The 14,019-nt window shown below is 70.7% G+C and carries 13 protein-coding genes and 1 pseudogene; 5 read left to right on the plus strand and 9 right to left on the minus strand.

Annotation, left to right across the window (positions count from 1 at the left end; genetic code table 11):
- The 3 genes from ABT147_RS39160 to ABT147_RS39170 form a co-directional block, all read right to left on the minus strand.
- A partial coding sequence (locus tag ABT147_RS39160) for a TetR family transcriptional regulator (RefSeq protein WP_351415607.1) occupies positions 1-150 on the minus strand: 150 nt, incomplete at its 3' end.
- Positions 151-198: 48 nt separating this feature from the next.
- Positions 199-1,194, minus strand: a complete 996-nt coding sequence (locus ABT147_RS39165; RefSeq protein ID WP_351415499.1) for an NADP-dependent oxidoreductase — start codon at positions 1,192-1,194, stop codon at positions 199-201.
- 316 nt (positions 1,195-1,510) lie between these two features.
- Complete coding sequence (locus tag ABT147_RS39170) at positions 1,511-2,437, minus strand: NADP-dependent oxidoreductase (RefSeq protein WP_351415610.1); 927 nt, start codon at positions 2,435-2,437, stop codon at positions 1,511-1,513.
- A 136-nt stretch (positions 2,438-2,573) separates the two neighbouring features.
- On the opposite strand from ABT147_RS39170, the gene ABT147_RS39175 reads away from it, so the two are divergent.
- From ABT147_RS39175 to ABT147_RS39185, 3 genes are all read left to right on the plus strand, one after another.
- Positions 2,574-3,605 carry a GlxA family transcriptional regulator gene (locus tag ABT147_RS39175; protein ID WP_351415501.1) on the plus strand — a complete coding sequence of 344 codons (1,032 nt, stop codon included), beginning with the start codon at positions 2,574-2,576 and terminating at the stop codon, positions 3,603-3,605.
- A 284-nt stretch (positions 3,606-3,889) separates the two neighbouring features.
- The gene (locus tag ABT147_RS39180; RefSeq protein ID WP_351415503.1) at positions 3,890-4,087 is read left to right on the plus strand and encodes a hypothetical protein; all 198 of its coding nucleotides are present in this window, start codon (positions 3,890-3,892) and stop codon (positions 4,085-4,087) included.
- Between the two features lie 321 nt (positions 4,088-4,408).
- Positions 4,409-4,762: a hypothetical protein gene (locus ABT147_RS39185; RefSeq protein WP_351415505.1), complete on the plus strand. Its 354-nt coding sequence runs from the start codon at positions 4,409-4,411 to the stop codon at positions 4,760-4,762.
- Positions 4,763-4,997: 235 nt separating this feature from the next.
- On the opposite strand, the gene ABT147_RS39190 is transcribed toward ABT147_RS39185, so the two are convergent.
- The gene (locus ABT147_RS39190; RefSeq protein WP_351415507.1) at positions 4,998-7,340 is read right to left on the minus strand and encodes an MMPL family transporter; all 2,343 of its coding nucleotides are present in this window, start codon (positions 7,338-7,340) and stop codon (positions 4,998-5,000) included.
- Positions 7,341-7,495: 155 nt separating this feature from the next.
- Between ABT147_RS39190 and ABT147_RS39195 the strand changes: the two genes are divergently transcribed.
- Positions 7,496-8,143 (plus strand): TetR/AcrR family transcriptional regulator, encoded by a 648-nt coding sequence (locus ABT147_RS39195; RefSeq protein ID WP_351415509.1) that lies wholly within the window; start codon positions 7,496-7,498, stop codon positions 8,141-8,143.
- A 166-nt stretch (positions 8,144-8,309) separates the two neighbouring features.
- Here ABT147_RS39195 and ABT147_RS39200 read toward each other — a convergent pair whose 3' ends face one another.
- Entirely contained in the window at positions 8,310-8,669 is a 360-nt protein-coding gene (locus ABT147_RS39200) for a PaaI family thioesterase (protein ID WP_351415511.1), read from the minus strand.
- Positions 8,670-9,032: 363 nt separating this feature from the next.
- Here ABT147_RS39200 and ABT147_RS39205 point away from each other — a divergent pair.
- Positions 9,033-9,362 (plus strand): annotated as a pseudogene (locus ABT147_RS39205) (transposase); the annotation flags it as partial.
- A 306-nt stretch (positions 9,363-9,668) separates the two neighbouring features.
- Here ABT147_RS39205 and ABT147_RS39210 read toward each other — a convergent pair.
- The 4 genes from ABT147_RS39210 to ABT147_RS39225 all read right to left on the minus strand — a co-directional run bounded on the left by ABT147_RS39210 (position 9,669) and on the right by ABT147_RS39225 (position 13,947).
- On the minus strand, positions 9,669-11,228 hold the full coding sequence (locus tag ABT147_RS39210; protein WP_351415514.1) for an MFS transporter: 1,560 nt from the start codon (positions 11,226-11,228) through the stop codon (positions 9,669-9,671).
- Positions 11,229-11,242: 14 nt separating this feature from the next.
- The gene (locus ABT147_RS39215) at positions 11,243-12,292 is read right to left on the minus strand and encodes an amidohydrolase family protein (protein ID WP_351415516.1); all 1,050 of its coding nucleotides are present in this window, start codon (positions 12,290-12,292) and stop codon (positions 11,243-11,245) included.
- Positions 12,293-12,529: 237 nt separating this feature from the next.
- Positions 12,530-13,318: a 2-keto-4-pentenoate hydratase gene (locus ABT147_RS39220; RefSeq protein ID WP_351415519.1), complete on the minus strand. Its 789-nt coding sequence runs from the start codon at positions 13,316-13,318 to the stop codon at positions 12,530-12,532.
- Positions 13,315-13,947 carry a TetR/AcrR family transcriptional regulator gene (locus ABT147_RS39225; protein WP_351415521.1) on the minus strand — a complete coding sequence of 211 codons (633 nt, stop codon included), beginning with the start codon at positions 13,945-13,947 and terminating at the stop codon, positions 13,315-13,317. The genes ABT147_RS39220 and ABT147_RS39225 overlap by 4 nt, the downstream gene beginning before the upstream one ends.
- Positions 13,948-14,019 lie beyond the last annotated feature (72 nt).

A 14,019-nucleotide genomic window follows, 5' to 3' on the forward strand; every position in this document is an offset into this window, starting at 1 on the left:
GCCGATGTCGGCCTTGTCGGCGATCTGCTGGGTCGTGACCTCATCGACGCCGTGTTCGGCGAACAGCTCAGTGGCGGCAGCGACGATGCGGTCGAGTTTCTCCTGCTTGTTCCGCTCGCGCCGTCCGACCGACTGGGAGGCGGCAGACATGGGTGGTCTCCTCGTGCGTTCTGTGCCGCCCGTCGCGGTTGCGGCGGGTCAGCTGCTGCCGATGACGGCCTTGCCGCGGATGCCGCCCTGGGACAGGGCCTGCAGCGCCTGCGGTGTCTGGTCGAAGCCGACCACCTTGCCCACGACCGGGCGCATCACGCCCTCGTCGATGAGGGTGGTGATCTGGCGGAGCTGGTCGCCGCTGGCGCGCATGAGCATGAACTCGTACGTCACGCCGAGCTTCTTCGCCTGCTTGCGGATCTTGCGGCTCAGAACGGCGACCCCCAGGCGCAGCACCGGGTTGAGGCCGGCCTCGCGCGCGAAAGTGGGCTCCGGGGGACCAGCGATCTCGATGGCTTTGCCGCCGGGCTTGAGCACCCGCAGGGACTTCTCGAGAGTCTCCCCACCGAGGCTGTCCAGCACCAGGTCGTAGCCGGTCAGGAGCTGCTCGAAGTCCTGGGTGCGGTAATCGATCACCGTGTCCGCGCCGAGCGCGCGCACGAAGTCCGCGTTGGAAGCGCTGACGGTCGTGGCGACGTGCGCACCGAGGTGCGCGGCGAGCTGGATCGCGATCGAACCGACCCCGCCGGCCCCGGCGTGGATGAGAACCTTCTGCCCGGGCCGCACGTTCCCGCGCTCCACCAGCGCCTGCCACGCCGTGAGCGCCACCAGCGGCAGCGAGCCGGCCTCATTCATGCTGATCGAAGCGGGCTTGAGCGCCAGGTCGCCCTCCGCTACGGCGATGCGCTCGGCGAACGTGCCGATGCGGTCCTGGTCGGGCCGACCGTAGACCTCGTCTCCGGGCTTGAAGCCGCGAACCGCTGTCCCGACGCTGATGACGGTGCCCGCGACGTCGTTGCCCAGGATCAGCGGCAGCTTGTAGGGCAGGATCTGCTTCAACTCACCGGCGCGGATCTTCTCGTCCAGCTGGTTCAGCCCGGCAGCCTCCACCCGGACGAGCACGTCGTGCTCCCCGACGGTGGGCTCGGGGACGTCCGCCTCTTGCAGCGGCTCCTTGTACTTGGTGATGACGAACGCTCGCATGGGGCGCTACTCCTTGTCTTCATCCTGCTTATCCAGGCGTGAGGCCAGATCGGCCAATTCGGCGTGGCATGGGGCCTCGCCTCACTCACTCAACCCGAGTGCACTCAATTATGAGTCTACTCAGGATTATTCTCAAACCGAGGACGTCCTGGGCCCGCAACGCGCCCTCCCCGGTGCCACATACCGGCCGCGAGTACCCGCCGGCAGCAGCAGGTCCCGTCCCGTTCGGCCGCGTCCGGAGCCCCGGGACCGGTCGGTCCCGGGGCTGCAGTCCGGCTCCACCTGCCCGCAGCCGACCCGGCCGGGGCGGCCGGCGTCAGGCGACGCTCAGGACGATCTTCCCGGTGGTGCGGCCCTGCTCGCCGATCTCGTGCGCCTTCGCGGCCTCGGCCAGCGGGACGACGGTCTCGACCACGGGCGTGAGCGCGCCCCGCTCGGCCAGGGCGGCGATCTCGCGCAGACCCAGGTGGTCGGGCTCGACCAGAATCCACACCGCCCGCACGTGGTCGGGGACGTCGGCGGGGACGTCGTCGGGGCCGGGCAGGGTGATCAGCCGGCCGCCCGGGCGCAGCACCGTCAGGGACCGCTCGGCGTTCTGGCCGCCGAGTCCGTCCAGCACCACGTCCACGTCCCCGACGGCGTCCTCGAAGCGGACCGTGCGGTAGTCGATCACCTCGTCCGCGCCCAGCTGCCGCAACAGGTCGTGCTTGCCGGCGCTGGCCGTGCCGATGACGTACGCGCCGCGGGCCTTGGCGATCTGCACGGCCAGGTGGCCGACCCCGCCGGCCGCCGCGTGCACCAGCACCCGCTCACCGGCGCGCACCCCGGCGGTGTCCACCAGGGCCTGCCAGGCGGTCAGCGCGGCCAGCGGCAGCGCCGCCGCCTGCACGTGGGTGAGGTTCGCCGGCTTGGGCGCGAGGTGGCGGGCCGGGGCGACGACGTACTCGGCGTAGGCGCCGGCCTGCCGCGGGAACAGCGGCATGCCGTACACCTCGTCCCCGGGGCGGAACATCCCCACGCCCGGTCCGACGGCCTCCACGGTGCCGGAGACGTCCCAGCCGACCGCCGGGACCTCGCCCCACTCGATCAGGGCCCCGCTGGCCCGGGTCTTGAAGTCCACCGGGTTCACACCGGCCGCGTGGACCCGCACCAGGACCTCGTTCACTCCCGGCTCGGGCCGGGCGACCTCACGCTCCACGAGCACTTCCGGTCCGCCCCACTGCTCCACGACCACCGCACGCATGCTGTCCGCCTCACTCTTTTCCGTCTTGATCGGATACCGGCCGCCCGGGCCCTTCCCGGTGCGACGCAGTCCACGATCCGGCATCCGCCCCCACCATGGTGTTGGCCGTCTGGCCACTATGTGACAGGATCTGGCCATGAGTGAGATGCAGTGGCCGTGCACCGACCCGAGCGCCGACGCGGCCGGGCCGCACCGCATCGCCGTCCTCGCCCTGCCGGGCGTCCCGCCCTTCGAACTCGGCATCCCCTCCCGCGTCTTCGGCAGCGTCCTGGACGCCGGCTCACGCCCGCTGTACGAGGTCACCGTCTGCACCGCCGACGGCGCCCCGGTCCTCAGCGACGCCGGGTTCACCGTGCAGCCCGCGGCCGGTCCCGAGGCCCTGGCCGCCGCGGACACCGTGATCGTCCCGCCCACGCACGCCATGCCCGAGCTGGCCCGCGGCGGCCCGCTGCCGCCCGAGGTCACCGCGGCCATCGCCGGCATCCGGCCCGGCACCCGCCTGGTGTCCATCTGCGCCGGCTCCTACGTCCTGGCCGCCGCGGGCCTCCTCGACGGCCGGCCCGCCACCACCCACTGGGGCCTCGCCCCCGAGTTCCGCCGCGCCTTCCCCCGCGTCAAGGTCGACGAGGAGGTCCTCTTCGTCGACGACGGCGACGTGCTGACCTCCGCGGGCGTCGCCGCCGGCGTCGACCTGTGCCTGCACATGATCCGCCGCGACCACGGCACCGCCGCCGCCAACCGCGCCGCCCGCATGTGCGTCGTCCCGCCCTGGCGGGACGGCGGCCAGGCCCAGTACATCGACCGCCCGGTGCCCGAACCCACCGTCGGCACCACCACCGCCACCCGCGCCTGGGCCCTGGAACACCTCGGCGAACCCCTCTCCCTGAACCGCCTGGCCGAACACGCCCGGATGAGCCAGCGCTCCTTCACCCGCCGCTTCCGCGACGAGGTCGGCATGACCCCCGTGCAGTGGCTCACCGCGCAACGCCTGGAACTGGCCAAGCAGTTGCTGGAGACCACCGACCTGTCCATCGACCTGGTCGCCCACCGCTGTGGCTTCGGCTCCGCCAACTCCCTGCGCGCCCACATGCGCACCGCCTTCGGTGTCTCACCCGCCTCCTACCGCCGCACCTTCCATACCGACGACCTGGTGGAAGCGGGCGTCTGAGGACACATCAGCGCCGCACATACCCGCTCCGCGGGTCGGCCGGGATCCGCCTGATCATCCGCTGCCGGTGCCCCCATCGCTGCCATGACCCCTTCTTCTGGCGAACCCGTGCCGACCGCGCGGCCCACCCAGTGGGCAGGCCAGGGTTTTCCACGGCCACGGTGAGCATCGGCTCGGGCAAGGACCAGGTCATGTGGTGATGCCTTCCACGCCGATGGACCGCCGCATCGCGCGCCATCTGCCACAGCCCGGAGAACCTCCGCGACGAGCGAGGCGTCTATCTGATGAGCCTGACCGAGGACGGATCCGCTCTCCCCAAGATGGTGCAGATCTGCCTCTACGCCCTTACAGGCCGTCTGGGCACTGGCACATTGATCGATTCCCGAGGCGTGACCTGTTCCGTAGCGGAGCTGGCGGAGGCCTCCGGCCTGACGGCCTCCGCAGCCGAGGACAGTCTGAACGTTGCCGAAGCCCACGGCTGAATCGCCGAAGTCGGCAGCCAGGAGTACAGGCTGACCGTGCCAGGCGAGGACATCGACATGTACGAGCACTGGCTCCTGAAGCGGAAAGAGCCGGTGGGTGATGCTGCGGCGTATCAACGGATGAGGGACCAGCTCGCTGCCGCAACACGTTGAAGGCGTCATCGTCGACGCAGAGCTTGTTGAGGGCTGATCCCTGCGATTGAGCGGGACTTCCCCAATTGGGGGAGTCCCGCGTCTTTTGACGTGCGCAGCGGCGCCGATGACCGAGAACGCCCGGCTGCTGCGCGAGGTGCTGAAGGAGGAGTGGGGTTTACCGGGCCCGTGGTCAGTGACTGGGCCTCCACCCGCTCGACCGTGGCCTCGGCGGTCGGCGGACTCGACCTGGTGATGCCCGGCCCCGACCCCCTGTGGGGCGAGCCTCTCGTGCACGCCGTCCGTGCGGGCGAGGTGGACGAGCGGCTCATCGACGACAAGGTACTGCGGCTGCTGCACCTGGCCCACCACACCGGCCGGCTCGGCGAACCCGGGCAGAACCCGGTGCCGCCCGCCCCCCCGGCGGGGTTCGGAGAGGACGGGTTCCGCCTCATTCGCGAGGTCGCCGCCCGCGCCGTGGTCGACGCCGTGCGGCAACCGGTGCGAGATATGGGTGCCGTCCCACGCATCCGCCGACGTTAGGCTCGGCAACCTGGTCCCCCGTACGGTCCGCGAGCGCGTGATGCTCACCATCTGGGTCGCGCAGATCTCCGAACAGGCCGACCAGCCGGCACGGGCAGCGCGGAAGTCGACCGCATCCTCGTCGCGGTCGGGCGCACCCCCGTGCCGTGCGCGAAACGATGCGGACGACACGGGCACCGCGGCCGACGACCGCGGGTTCGGCGTTGCCGCGAGGCACATGTTCGCCGACGGAGCGTCAGGTCTTCTGCGCGGTGGCGTGCTGGCGGGGAGTGGCAGGATGGGGGAGCGGGATCTTCTGTGCGAGTTTGTCGCCTTCGACGTCCAGGTCGGGCAGGAGGCGGTCCAGCCACGCGGGAATCCACCAGGCCTTCTCCTGTGCGAGTGCCATGGTGGCCGGGATGAACGTCATGCGGATGACGAACGCGTCGATGAGGATGCCCGCCGCCAGCGCGAATCCCGCCTGTTTGATCATGGGCTGGGCGTTGAAGATGAATCCGGCGAAGACCGAGACCATGATCGTGGCCGCGGCGATCACGACGGCGCTCGCCCGAGCGAAGCCGGAGACGGTCGCGTCGAGCGGGTCGGCGCCGTGCATGCGGGCCTCACGCATCGAGGTGACCAGGAACACCTGGTAGTCCATGGCCAGTCCATAGAGCACGCCGGTGACGATGATGGGCAGCAGGCTCACCACAGGTGCGCTCGCGTCGAGTCCGAACAGCGCCTGCAGCCAGCCCCATTGGAAGACGGCCGTGGTGATGCCGAAGGTGGCGGCGATGCTGAGCAGGAAGCCGAGCGTGGCCATCACCGGGACGACGACCGAGCGGAAGACCAGGAGCAGGACGATCAGCGAGAGCCCGAGAACGGTGGCCACGTAGAGGGGCAGGACGTCCCCGAGGCGGTCGGACACGTCGATCGCGAGGGCGGTGAAGCCGGTGATGCCGATGGTGACGCCGTGGGTTTCGCGGATCTCCCGGCTCTTGTCCCGCACGGAGGTGACGAGGTCCTTGGTGCCGTCGTCGTTCGGTCCGTCGCCGGGAATGAGGCTGAGGACGGCCACGGTGCCGGCGGTGTTCATACCTGCCAGAGAGATCGAAGTGGCGCCCTCGGTGTCCTTCAGGTCGGAGACGACCGCAGCGAGGGCCGTGGGGGTGAGCGCCCGCCCGCTGTCGGAGGAGCGCGCGACGAGCATGAGGGGGCCGTTGAAGCCGGGGCCGAAGCTTTCGCTGACCTCCTCGTAGCTCTGGCGCTGTGCGGTGTCGGGGTTGTAGCTGGCGCCGGACGGCAGACCCATCCTCATGTCGAGGGCGGGCAGCGCCAGAACCAGGGGGATCAGGAACGCCGCCGCGAGAGCGGGGTACTTGTGGCGGACCAGGTGTGATCCCCAGCGGGTGGCCCGTGTCCGTGCGGCGGCGGAGGCCTGCTGCTGGGCCGTGCGTCGGGTTCCGGCCGAGCAGATGCGCTCCTTGACCAGGCCCAGGAGCGCCGGCAGCAGGGTCAGGGCGAGCAGGACGGTGATGGCGATCGTGGCCGCGGCGGCGATGGCCATGGTGCTGAGCAGGGTGATACCGACCACCAGCAGTCCTGCCAGGGCGATGATGACGGTGCTGCCGGCGAAGAAGACCGCGCTGCCGGCGGTGCCGATGGCGCGGCCGGTCGCCTCGTGCGCGTCCAGGCCGGTGTCCAGGATGAGCCGCCGTTGCCGGTTGACGATGAACAGGGCGTAGTCGATGCCGACGGCGAGCCCCAGCATCAGGGCCAGTACGGCGGTGAGCGAGTGGATCTCGAAGACGGTGGAGAGAGTGAAGGCGCCGCCGACGCCCACCGTGACGCCGATCAACGCGATGATCAGGGGCAGGCCCGCAGCCACGACCGATCCCAGGGTGACCAGCAGGACGATGGCCGCCACCACGACGCCGACGATCTCGCCGACGCCCACGATCTCGGGTATCTCCAGCATGGCCGCCGACGGCAGGACCTCGAGGTGGGCTCGTTCGGCCTGCCGCTCGGCGGCCTCGACGGTGCTGTCGATCGTGCCGGAGGGCAGCTCATAGGTCTGCTCGTCGAACTGGAACTGCATCAGGGCGGTGGAGCCGTCGGCCGCGACGACGACCCCGGGCACCGGTCGGCCGTCCTGCAGCAGCGGGGTCGGCGCCTTGCCTCCCGTCGGCTGCCCGGCGGCTTCGGCCACGGCTGTCTGGGCCTGCAGCAGCGGGCTCTTCTCCCCCTTGGACAGTTCGGCGGCGAGGACCTTGCGGGCGTCGATGACGTGGTCGTGGCGGTAGACCGCGTCCACCGCGGCGATGAGGGCGGCGCGGCTGTCCTCGCCGTCGACCCGGGTCCCGTTCTGCGCGCGGAACACCAGCATGCCCTGCCCGCCGGATGCCTCGGGGAGGGACTGCGCCAGATCGTCGATGACCTTCTGGGCGGGGGTGCCGTCGATGCGTACCTCGTTGCTCAGTTTGACGGGGTTGACCGCGAGCAGCGCCACCACGGCGGACACCACCGCCAGCCAGCCGGCGATCACATACCAGGGCCTGGCGTAGGCGAAATGCCCCAGCCGGTACAGCAGCACAGACACAGCCTTCTCCCTTCTCCGGCGCACCCTGACGGGCACGCGCATCCGAACGAAGTGAGAGGGTACTACCAAAACGATAGGTGACTATCAAAACGGTAGGGTGCTATCAACGCACGGGTGATTGAGTAGTCTGCGGTGCAGAAACGGGAGGGTCAGAGATGCCGAACGCCGCACCGAGCACACACCGGCTCCGCAGGGTTGACGCCCGCTCCAGCGCGGAGCGCATCATCGTGGCCGGACGCAACGTTCTCGGCGCGGGTGAGGGCTCTTTGGAGCAGATCGCCGCCGAGGCGGGCGTGGGCATCGCCACGCTCTACCGGCACTTCCCCAACCGGGAGGCCCTGGTCCGGGCCGTCCTCGACGACATCCTCGAGACCGACCTCCTCCCACTGATCAACGACGCCACGGCCTCCCGCCACCCGCGCCAGACCCTCCTGGACATCGCCACCCGGCTACTCGATCTGATCACCGAGGAGCGGGGACTGGTCACCTTCGCCGCCAACTTCGCCGACGTCGCCGTGGACGCCCTCCAGCGCCTCAGCGAGTCCCTCCGCCCCCTCCTCGAGCACGCACAGGAGCAGGGCGAGATCCGTACCGACCTCACCGCGGACGACATTCCGCACTTCCTCGTCATGGGCATCGCAGGCCTCGCGCTCCCCGGCACCACACCATCCATGCGCGCACGCTTCATGGCCCTGCTCTTCGACTCGCTCAACCCCGCCGGCGCCTCCCCTCTCCCACCGGCACGCGCGGAAACGGAAGACGACGACCTCCGCGCCGCGATCAGCAGCGTCGTCCGGGACTGACTCGCGAAGGCCGCGACTGACCCCGACAGCGCCTGATCGCCGCGAGGCCGAGTAGCCGCTCTGCGACGGAGTCCGGACTCCGGGTGGGAGAGGAGGGCGTGTCCAGGTTCGGGCCGCACACCGTCGTTGCCGGAAAGCCGCATCACGGTGGGCGGAGAGGATGCCCTCAGGAAGCGGTGCCATTGAGGAGGCGGGGCTCACCGTCGATCGGCATGGAACCGTGGCACTTCGCGGCCACGTTGCCGTTCCTGTCCCGGAAGGTGACGGTCAGGAAGCCCATCGTCCTGCCACACCGGCCCACGACAGCTTCGCAGGTGAGGGGTGGGAACGCCGGTCGCAGGAAGTCCGTACTCAGGGTCGCGGTGGCCGGCATTGTTCCGAGGTCCAGCTCGGAGATCAGGGCGATGGCCAGGCCCGTACCAGCATCGTTCCCATCACAGTGGCAGAGGTCCGACGGCTCATGGACGCTCTGCGTCCCCTGACCCACCACACGACACGAACGACGCGTCCCCTCGCGTGGTCCCATTGGCGCCGTCAACACCAGGCCAGCGCTCGCCGCTGTCACTACCAACGCCGCACGCGTCCCGATGGAGTGAGTCACGAACCGGGACTCACATGACGGCCCATCAGGCCACTAGGTTCGAGAACAGGCTACTGACCAGGCCGAATGGAGAACCGCAACTGCAGTAAGTTGTCCTGCAACAACCGTGGCATGAGCGGTCCGCGGGTGGTTGAGGTCCTCGCCCGGGAGTGTAAATCTAACGGCGGATCCGACGATCATGGGAGACGTCAAGTCACTGACACCGCCGTGGAGTTGGAGACCGTGAAGCCTGCCGAGAGTGCCCAGTCCGGGCCGTCTGCGCCTGTGTCCGACGAGCAACTGGTCGCGATGCTGGTGGAGCGGGCTCGGTCGGACGGGCTGCAGCTGACCGGGCAAGGTGGGCTACTGCAGCAGCTGACCAAGCGGGTCCTGGAGTCTGCGCTGGAAGGTGAGATCGCCGATCACCTCGGCTACGAGAAGCACGATGCTGCCGGCAGGGGCAGGGGCAGGGGCAGGGGCAGGGGCAGGGGCAGCGGCAACTCCCGCAACGGGGGCCGGGCCAAGACCGTGCTGACCGACGTCGGGCCGGTCGAGGTCAAGGTCCCGCGTGACACCTCGGGCACGTTCGAGCCGCAGATCGTCAAGAAACGGCAACGGCGGCTGACCGGGGTCGACGAGACCCGCCGACCTGCGGACGCGTGCTGTGGACATCCATGTCGTCCAAGCCCGTGGCGACGTCTGCTCGGTCCGTCGGTACCCGGCGGTCGATTCGCCCGCCGGGTGTCGACATCCGCTTCGGCACGCGGCTGACGGATCGGAGCGGTACGCGGGCAGGCCTTGAGCGGCTACGACTTGGCGCGGTCTCGTCGGGAGCCGTGGCGCTGCGGCGTGGCGGCGTGGCCGGGTGGGCTCGTCGCCGGAAGGCCGCCGCGGCGCCCTGGGTGTGCGGATCCGCGGGATGCCGATGTGCCACCGTGCCGTCAGTCAGTCGGAGGTCGGTGGTGTCTTCGGTGCGCGGAACAGGCAGCCGATCGCTGCTGCCAGGACGATGATGCTGACCGCGGTCAGCGAGGCGGACAGGCCGTCCATGAAGGCGGACCTGACGCCGTCCGCCAGGGCCGCGCCCTGGGCGCCGAGTCGGTCGGCGACGTGGAGGCCGGCTGCGGCGGAGTCGCGTGCGGCTTCGGCGGCTTCGGCGGGGAGCCGGTCGAGGGAGTCGGGCAGGTTGGAGCGGTAGTGGCTGCCGTAGATCGAGCCCATGAGGGCGATGCCGACGGCCGAGCCGACCTCGCGGGTGGTGTCGTTCATCGCGGAGGCGACGCCCTGCTGGCCGCGGCCGAGTGAGCCGGTGATGGCGGCGGTGCCCACGGAGCCGGACAGGCCGATGCCGAAGCCCGCCAGGACGAGACCGCCGAGAAACGGCAGGTAGCCGGAGTCCACGTCGAGCAGGGAGATGACGAACAGGCCGGCGCTCAGCAGGAGCAGCCCGGCGGTCATGGTGGCCTTCATGCCCACTCGCCGGACCAGGTGAGGGGTGGCCTGGGAGGTGGGCAGGACGACGACGGCGACGGGGACGAGGGCGGCGGCGGCCTTGAGCGGGCTGTAGCCGAGGATCAGCTGCAGGTACTGCAAGCCGACGAAGAAGAACCCGAAGACGGCCATGAACTGCACGAGGACGGTGACGGCGCCGGCCCGGAAGCCACGGATGCCGAACAGCGCGGGGTCCAGCAGCGGGTGCTGGTTGCGCAGGCCCAGCCAGGCGTACGCGGTGAAGGCCAGCACCGTGACGACGAGGGCGGCGATCACCACATGCTCCGTCCAGCCCTGCTCGTTGCCCTCGATGATGGCGAACACGAGGGTGCCGATGCCGACGGCCGTGCACACGGCCCCGGGTACGTCGGGCGGGGACGGGTGCTCGTCCTTGGTGTCGGGCGCCAGGACGAGGGCGGCGACGGCGGCGAGGAGGGCGGCTGCGGCGCTGGTGACGAAGATCGACCGCCATGAGTACCACTCCAGCAGGGCCCCCGCGGCGAGCATGCCGATGATGGCGCCCGCCGCGGCGAACCCGGACCAGGTGGCCACGCCCTTGGCGCGCTGCTCGGGAGGGAAGGCCGCGGTGATCGTGGACAGGGTGCCCGGCATGATCATCGCGGCTCCCAGGCCCATGACGATCCGCCAGACGATGAGGGCGGTGGTGGAGTCGGCGAAGGAGGCGGCCAGGGAGGCGGCGCCGAAGACGACGGTGCCCGCGAGGAGGACGTTGCGGCGGCCGACGCGATCACCGATGGCACCGAGGGGCAGGACGAGAGCGGCCAGGGCGACGGTGTAGCCGTCGGCGATCCAGGTCAGCGAGCTGTTGGAGGCCGACAGGTCGATGGCCAGGTCGGGCAGGGCGAGGTTGAGCGCGGAGACGGAGGCGACGACCAGGACCAGGGACAGACACATGGCGAAGAGAACACCGCGGTGGCCGGCGCGGCCTGTGGCGATGGCTGCCTGGGGGGCCTGTGCCTGATCGTCGGACTTGCGGGGCGGGGCTGTGGACATCGGTGACCTGTCTTTTAGTCGGTGCCGGGCTGGAGGAGCTTGAAGACCAGGCGTGCGGCGGTGCGCTGCGCCGCCCGACGCAGGCGCACGGGGGCCGGTAGGGCCGAGGGCGGCGCCGGGGGAGTCGCGGCCAGACGGGGGAACAGCGCTTCGGCGTTGGTGCGGTTGACGGCCTTGAGCGTGGCCGCATCGACGTTGCCGTCGAGACCGCTTGCGAAGTACTGGGCGGCGGGAGCAGGGGCGAAGGGCCAGTCGCTGCCGAAGAGGATGTGTCCGGGGCGGGCGAAGGCGAGCAGGGTGGGCAGGGCGGCGGGGCTGGAGGACAGGGCGGTGTCGAAGTAGAAGGAGCGGAAGTCGTCCAGGACGTCGAGCGGGCTGCGCGCCGTGTCATTGGCGATGGTGAGGGCCATGCGGTGCGAGGAGTAGGGAACGAAGCCGCCGGCGTGGCTGAGGATGAACCGGATGTCCGGGTGGCGGCGCGGGATGCCGTTGCGGACCAGGAGGTAGGCGGCGCGGGTGGTGTCCAGCAGGAAGTCGGCGGCGAAGGCGGGGATTCCCTCCACCGGGGGAGCGGGCAGCTCGGCCGGGTGTACGAAGACCACCGCACCGCGGTCGTTCAGGGCGCGCCACAGCCCGTCCTGGCCGTCGGAGCCGAGGTAGGTGCCCCGGTTGTTGGCGAGCAGGGTGACGCCGTCGGCGCGCAGGTCGTCCAGTGCGCGCACGGCCTCTTCGGTGGAGGCGTCGGTGTCGGGCATGGGCAGGGTGGCGAAGAAGCCGAAGCGGCCGGGGTGGTCGGCGGTCAGGGCCGCGCAGTGGTCGTTGAGCCGTCGGGCCAGGTCGGTGGCCTCGCCGGGGTCGTCGAGGAAGCCGGAGCCGGGTGTCGAGACGGACAGGATCGAGGTGGTGGTGCCGATCAGGTCCATCAGTTCCAGTGCCGACTCGGCGCTCCAGTGGGGGAGAGCCCGGCCGCCGGCGTCGGCGATGCAGGCCCTTTCGAGTTGGGCGAGGTAGAAGTCGGGCACCACGTGCTGGTGGACGTCGATGCGTTGTGCCGAAGGGGACATGAAGCGGCCTTTCATGCGGTCTGCGGGGCGCGGCGGGGATCCCCTTCCCGGGCCTGGCCTTCCACACAGCCCGTCGGTCTGCGCGACGAGCGGGTCCGGGGCAGCCGGGTGCCCTGCGGCGCCGAACGGGGGACGGTGTGGCTGTGGTGGCGGATCCGGAAGGACCGGGGGCTGATCGGGAGGCGAGCGCCGGGCCGGTGTCTTCGGTGCGTCATGCGCGGTGGAGGGCAGGGGCGGTCACAGGAAGGACACGGACACGCTGCCGAGGGCGTCGAAACGGGCCTGCGCACCCTGACCGGCGCCCACTAAGGGCGCGATGGTCAGGGCGCCGGGCAGCACGACATGGCCGGGGTCCAGTCCGGCACCGAAGGCGGCGAGGGTGTTGGCGAGCCAGGCGACCGCGGCGGCCGGGTGGCCCAGGACCTCCTTGCCGCTCCCGGAGGCCACGAGGGCATCGTCGATGTGCAGGTCCACGGTGACCGCCGCGAGGTCGGGCGCGTATTCCATCGGTGTCCAGGAGCCGCAGACCAGGCCTGCGGAGCCGGCGTTGTCCGCGATGGCGTCGACGAGGGTGATCCGCCGGTCGCGGATGCGGCTGTCGACGATCCCCAGTGCGGGAGCGACCGCCTCGGTGGCGGCCAGTACGTGTTCGGTGCTCACGCCGGGGCCTCGCAGCGACCGGGTGAGGCGGAAGCAGATCTCGGGCTCGACGCGCGGGGCGCAGTAGCGGGCGGCCCGTACGGTGCCGCCGTCGCGGTGGACCATGTCGTCCAGCAGATGCCCGAAGTCCGGCTCGTGCACGCCGGGGAGTTGCCGCATCGTCGCCGAGGACAGGCGCACCTTGTGGCCGATCACCGTCGCCCCGGCGGTCAGCCGGCGGGCGATGTTGTCGCGCTGGACGGCGTAGGCGTCGGCGAGATCGAGACCGGGAAGCGTCGTGGAGAGCGGTTCGACGGGTGCCGCGTGGCGTTCGGCCTCGCGCAGCAGCCGGGCGGCTTCCTCGCGCCGCCGGCCGGGCGGGGTCATGCCTTGCTCCCTGCCGCCATGCGTGCCGCCGCGTCGTAGACCAGCTGGGCGTGCAGTTCGAACAGCGCCACGAGGTCGACGGCGTTGCCGTTGATCTCCCGGTGGACGAACAGTCCGTCGGCGCCCGCGACGGCGTAGGTCGCCAGCATGCGGACGGCCTCCTCGTCGAGGCCGGGGAAGAGGGTTTCGGTCACCTCGGCGATCTTCGCGTGCGCGATGGCGCGGACCTGGAGGAACACCGTCCGGCCGCGGGGCTCGGTGGGACGTCGTTCCAGGGCGAGCATCAGCCCCAGGCGGAGGAAGTCGGGGGCGTCGATCAGTGACTTCGCCACGTTGCCCGCCATGGCGGTGATCCGCTCCAGCGGGGTGCCCGTCTCCTCGCCCGGGAGTTGGACCGCGGCCAGCCAGGTGTCGAAGCTGCGTTCGATGACGGCGGCGATCAGGTCGTCCTTGTCCTTGAAGTGCCAGTAGATCGAGCTGGCGGGCAGTCCGCACTTGGCGCTGACCGCCGCGATCGACGTGCCCTCGTATCCCCGCTCGCCCGCGATCTCCACGGTGGCGTCGAGGATGCGCTGCCGCGACTCCACCCCGTTCGCGCGCATCTTGCGGGTCGTCTGCGGCCTCGTCATGGCAGGTGCCCCTCCTAGTGCGGTTCGCGCCGGCCCTTGACCGTCTCTGACGGCAAGCATACCGTAGCAGCC

The organism is Streptomyces sp. NPDC001868, from assembly GCF_040297125.1.
Classification (GTDB): domain Bacteria; phylum Actinomycetota; class Actinomycetes; order Streptomycetales; family Streptomycetaceae; genus Streptomyces.

Excerpts from the sequence above, each read along its gene's own strand:
- ABT147_RS39165 (WP_351415499.1), bottom strand. The coding sequence starts at position 1,194 with ATGCGAGCGTTCGTCATCACCAAGTACAAGGAGCCGCTGCAAGAGGCG.
- ABT147_RS39170 (WP_351415610.1), bottom strand. The coding sequence starts at position 2,437 with ATGCGTGCGGTGGTCGTGGAGCAGTGGGGCGGACCGGAAGTGCTCGTG.
- ABT147_RS39175 (WP_351415501.1), top strand. The coding sequence starts at position 2,574 with ATGAGTGAGATGCAGTGGCCGTGCACCGACCCGAGCGCCGACGCGGCC.
- ABT147_RS39180 (WP_351415503.1), top strand. The coding sequence starts at position 3,890 with ATGAGCCTGACCGAGGACGGATCCGCTCTCCCCAAGATGGTGCAGATC.
- ABT147_RS39195 (WP_351415509.1), top strand. The coding sequence starts at position 7,496 with ATGCCGAACGCCGCACCGAGCACACACCGGCTCCGCAGGGTTGACGCC.
- ABT147_RS39200 (WP_351415511.1), bottom strand. The coding sequence starts at position 8,669 with ATGGGACCACGCGAGGGGACGCGTCGTTCGTGTCGTGTGGTGGGTCAG.
- ABT147_RS39210 (WP_351415514.1), bottom strand. The coding sequence starts at position 11,228 with ATGTCCACAGCCCCGCCCCGCAAGTCCGACGATCAGGCACAGGCCCCC.
- ABT147_RS39215 (WP_351415516.1), bottom strand. The coding sequence starts at position 12,292 with ATGTCCCCTTCGGCACAACGCATCGACGTCCACCAGCACGTGGTGCCC.
- ABT147_RS39220 (WP_351415519.1), bottom strand. The coding sequence starts at position 13,318 with ATGACCCCGCCCGGCCGGCGGCGCGAGGAAGCCGCCCGGCTGCTGCGC.
- ABT147_RS39225 (WP_351415521.1), bottom strand. The coding sequence starts at position 13,947 with ATGACGAGGCCGCAGACGACCCGCAAGATGCGCGCGAACGGGGTGGAG.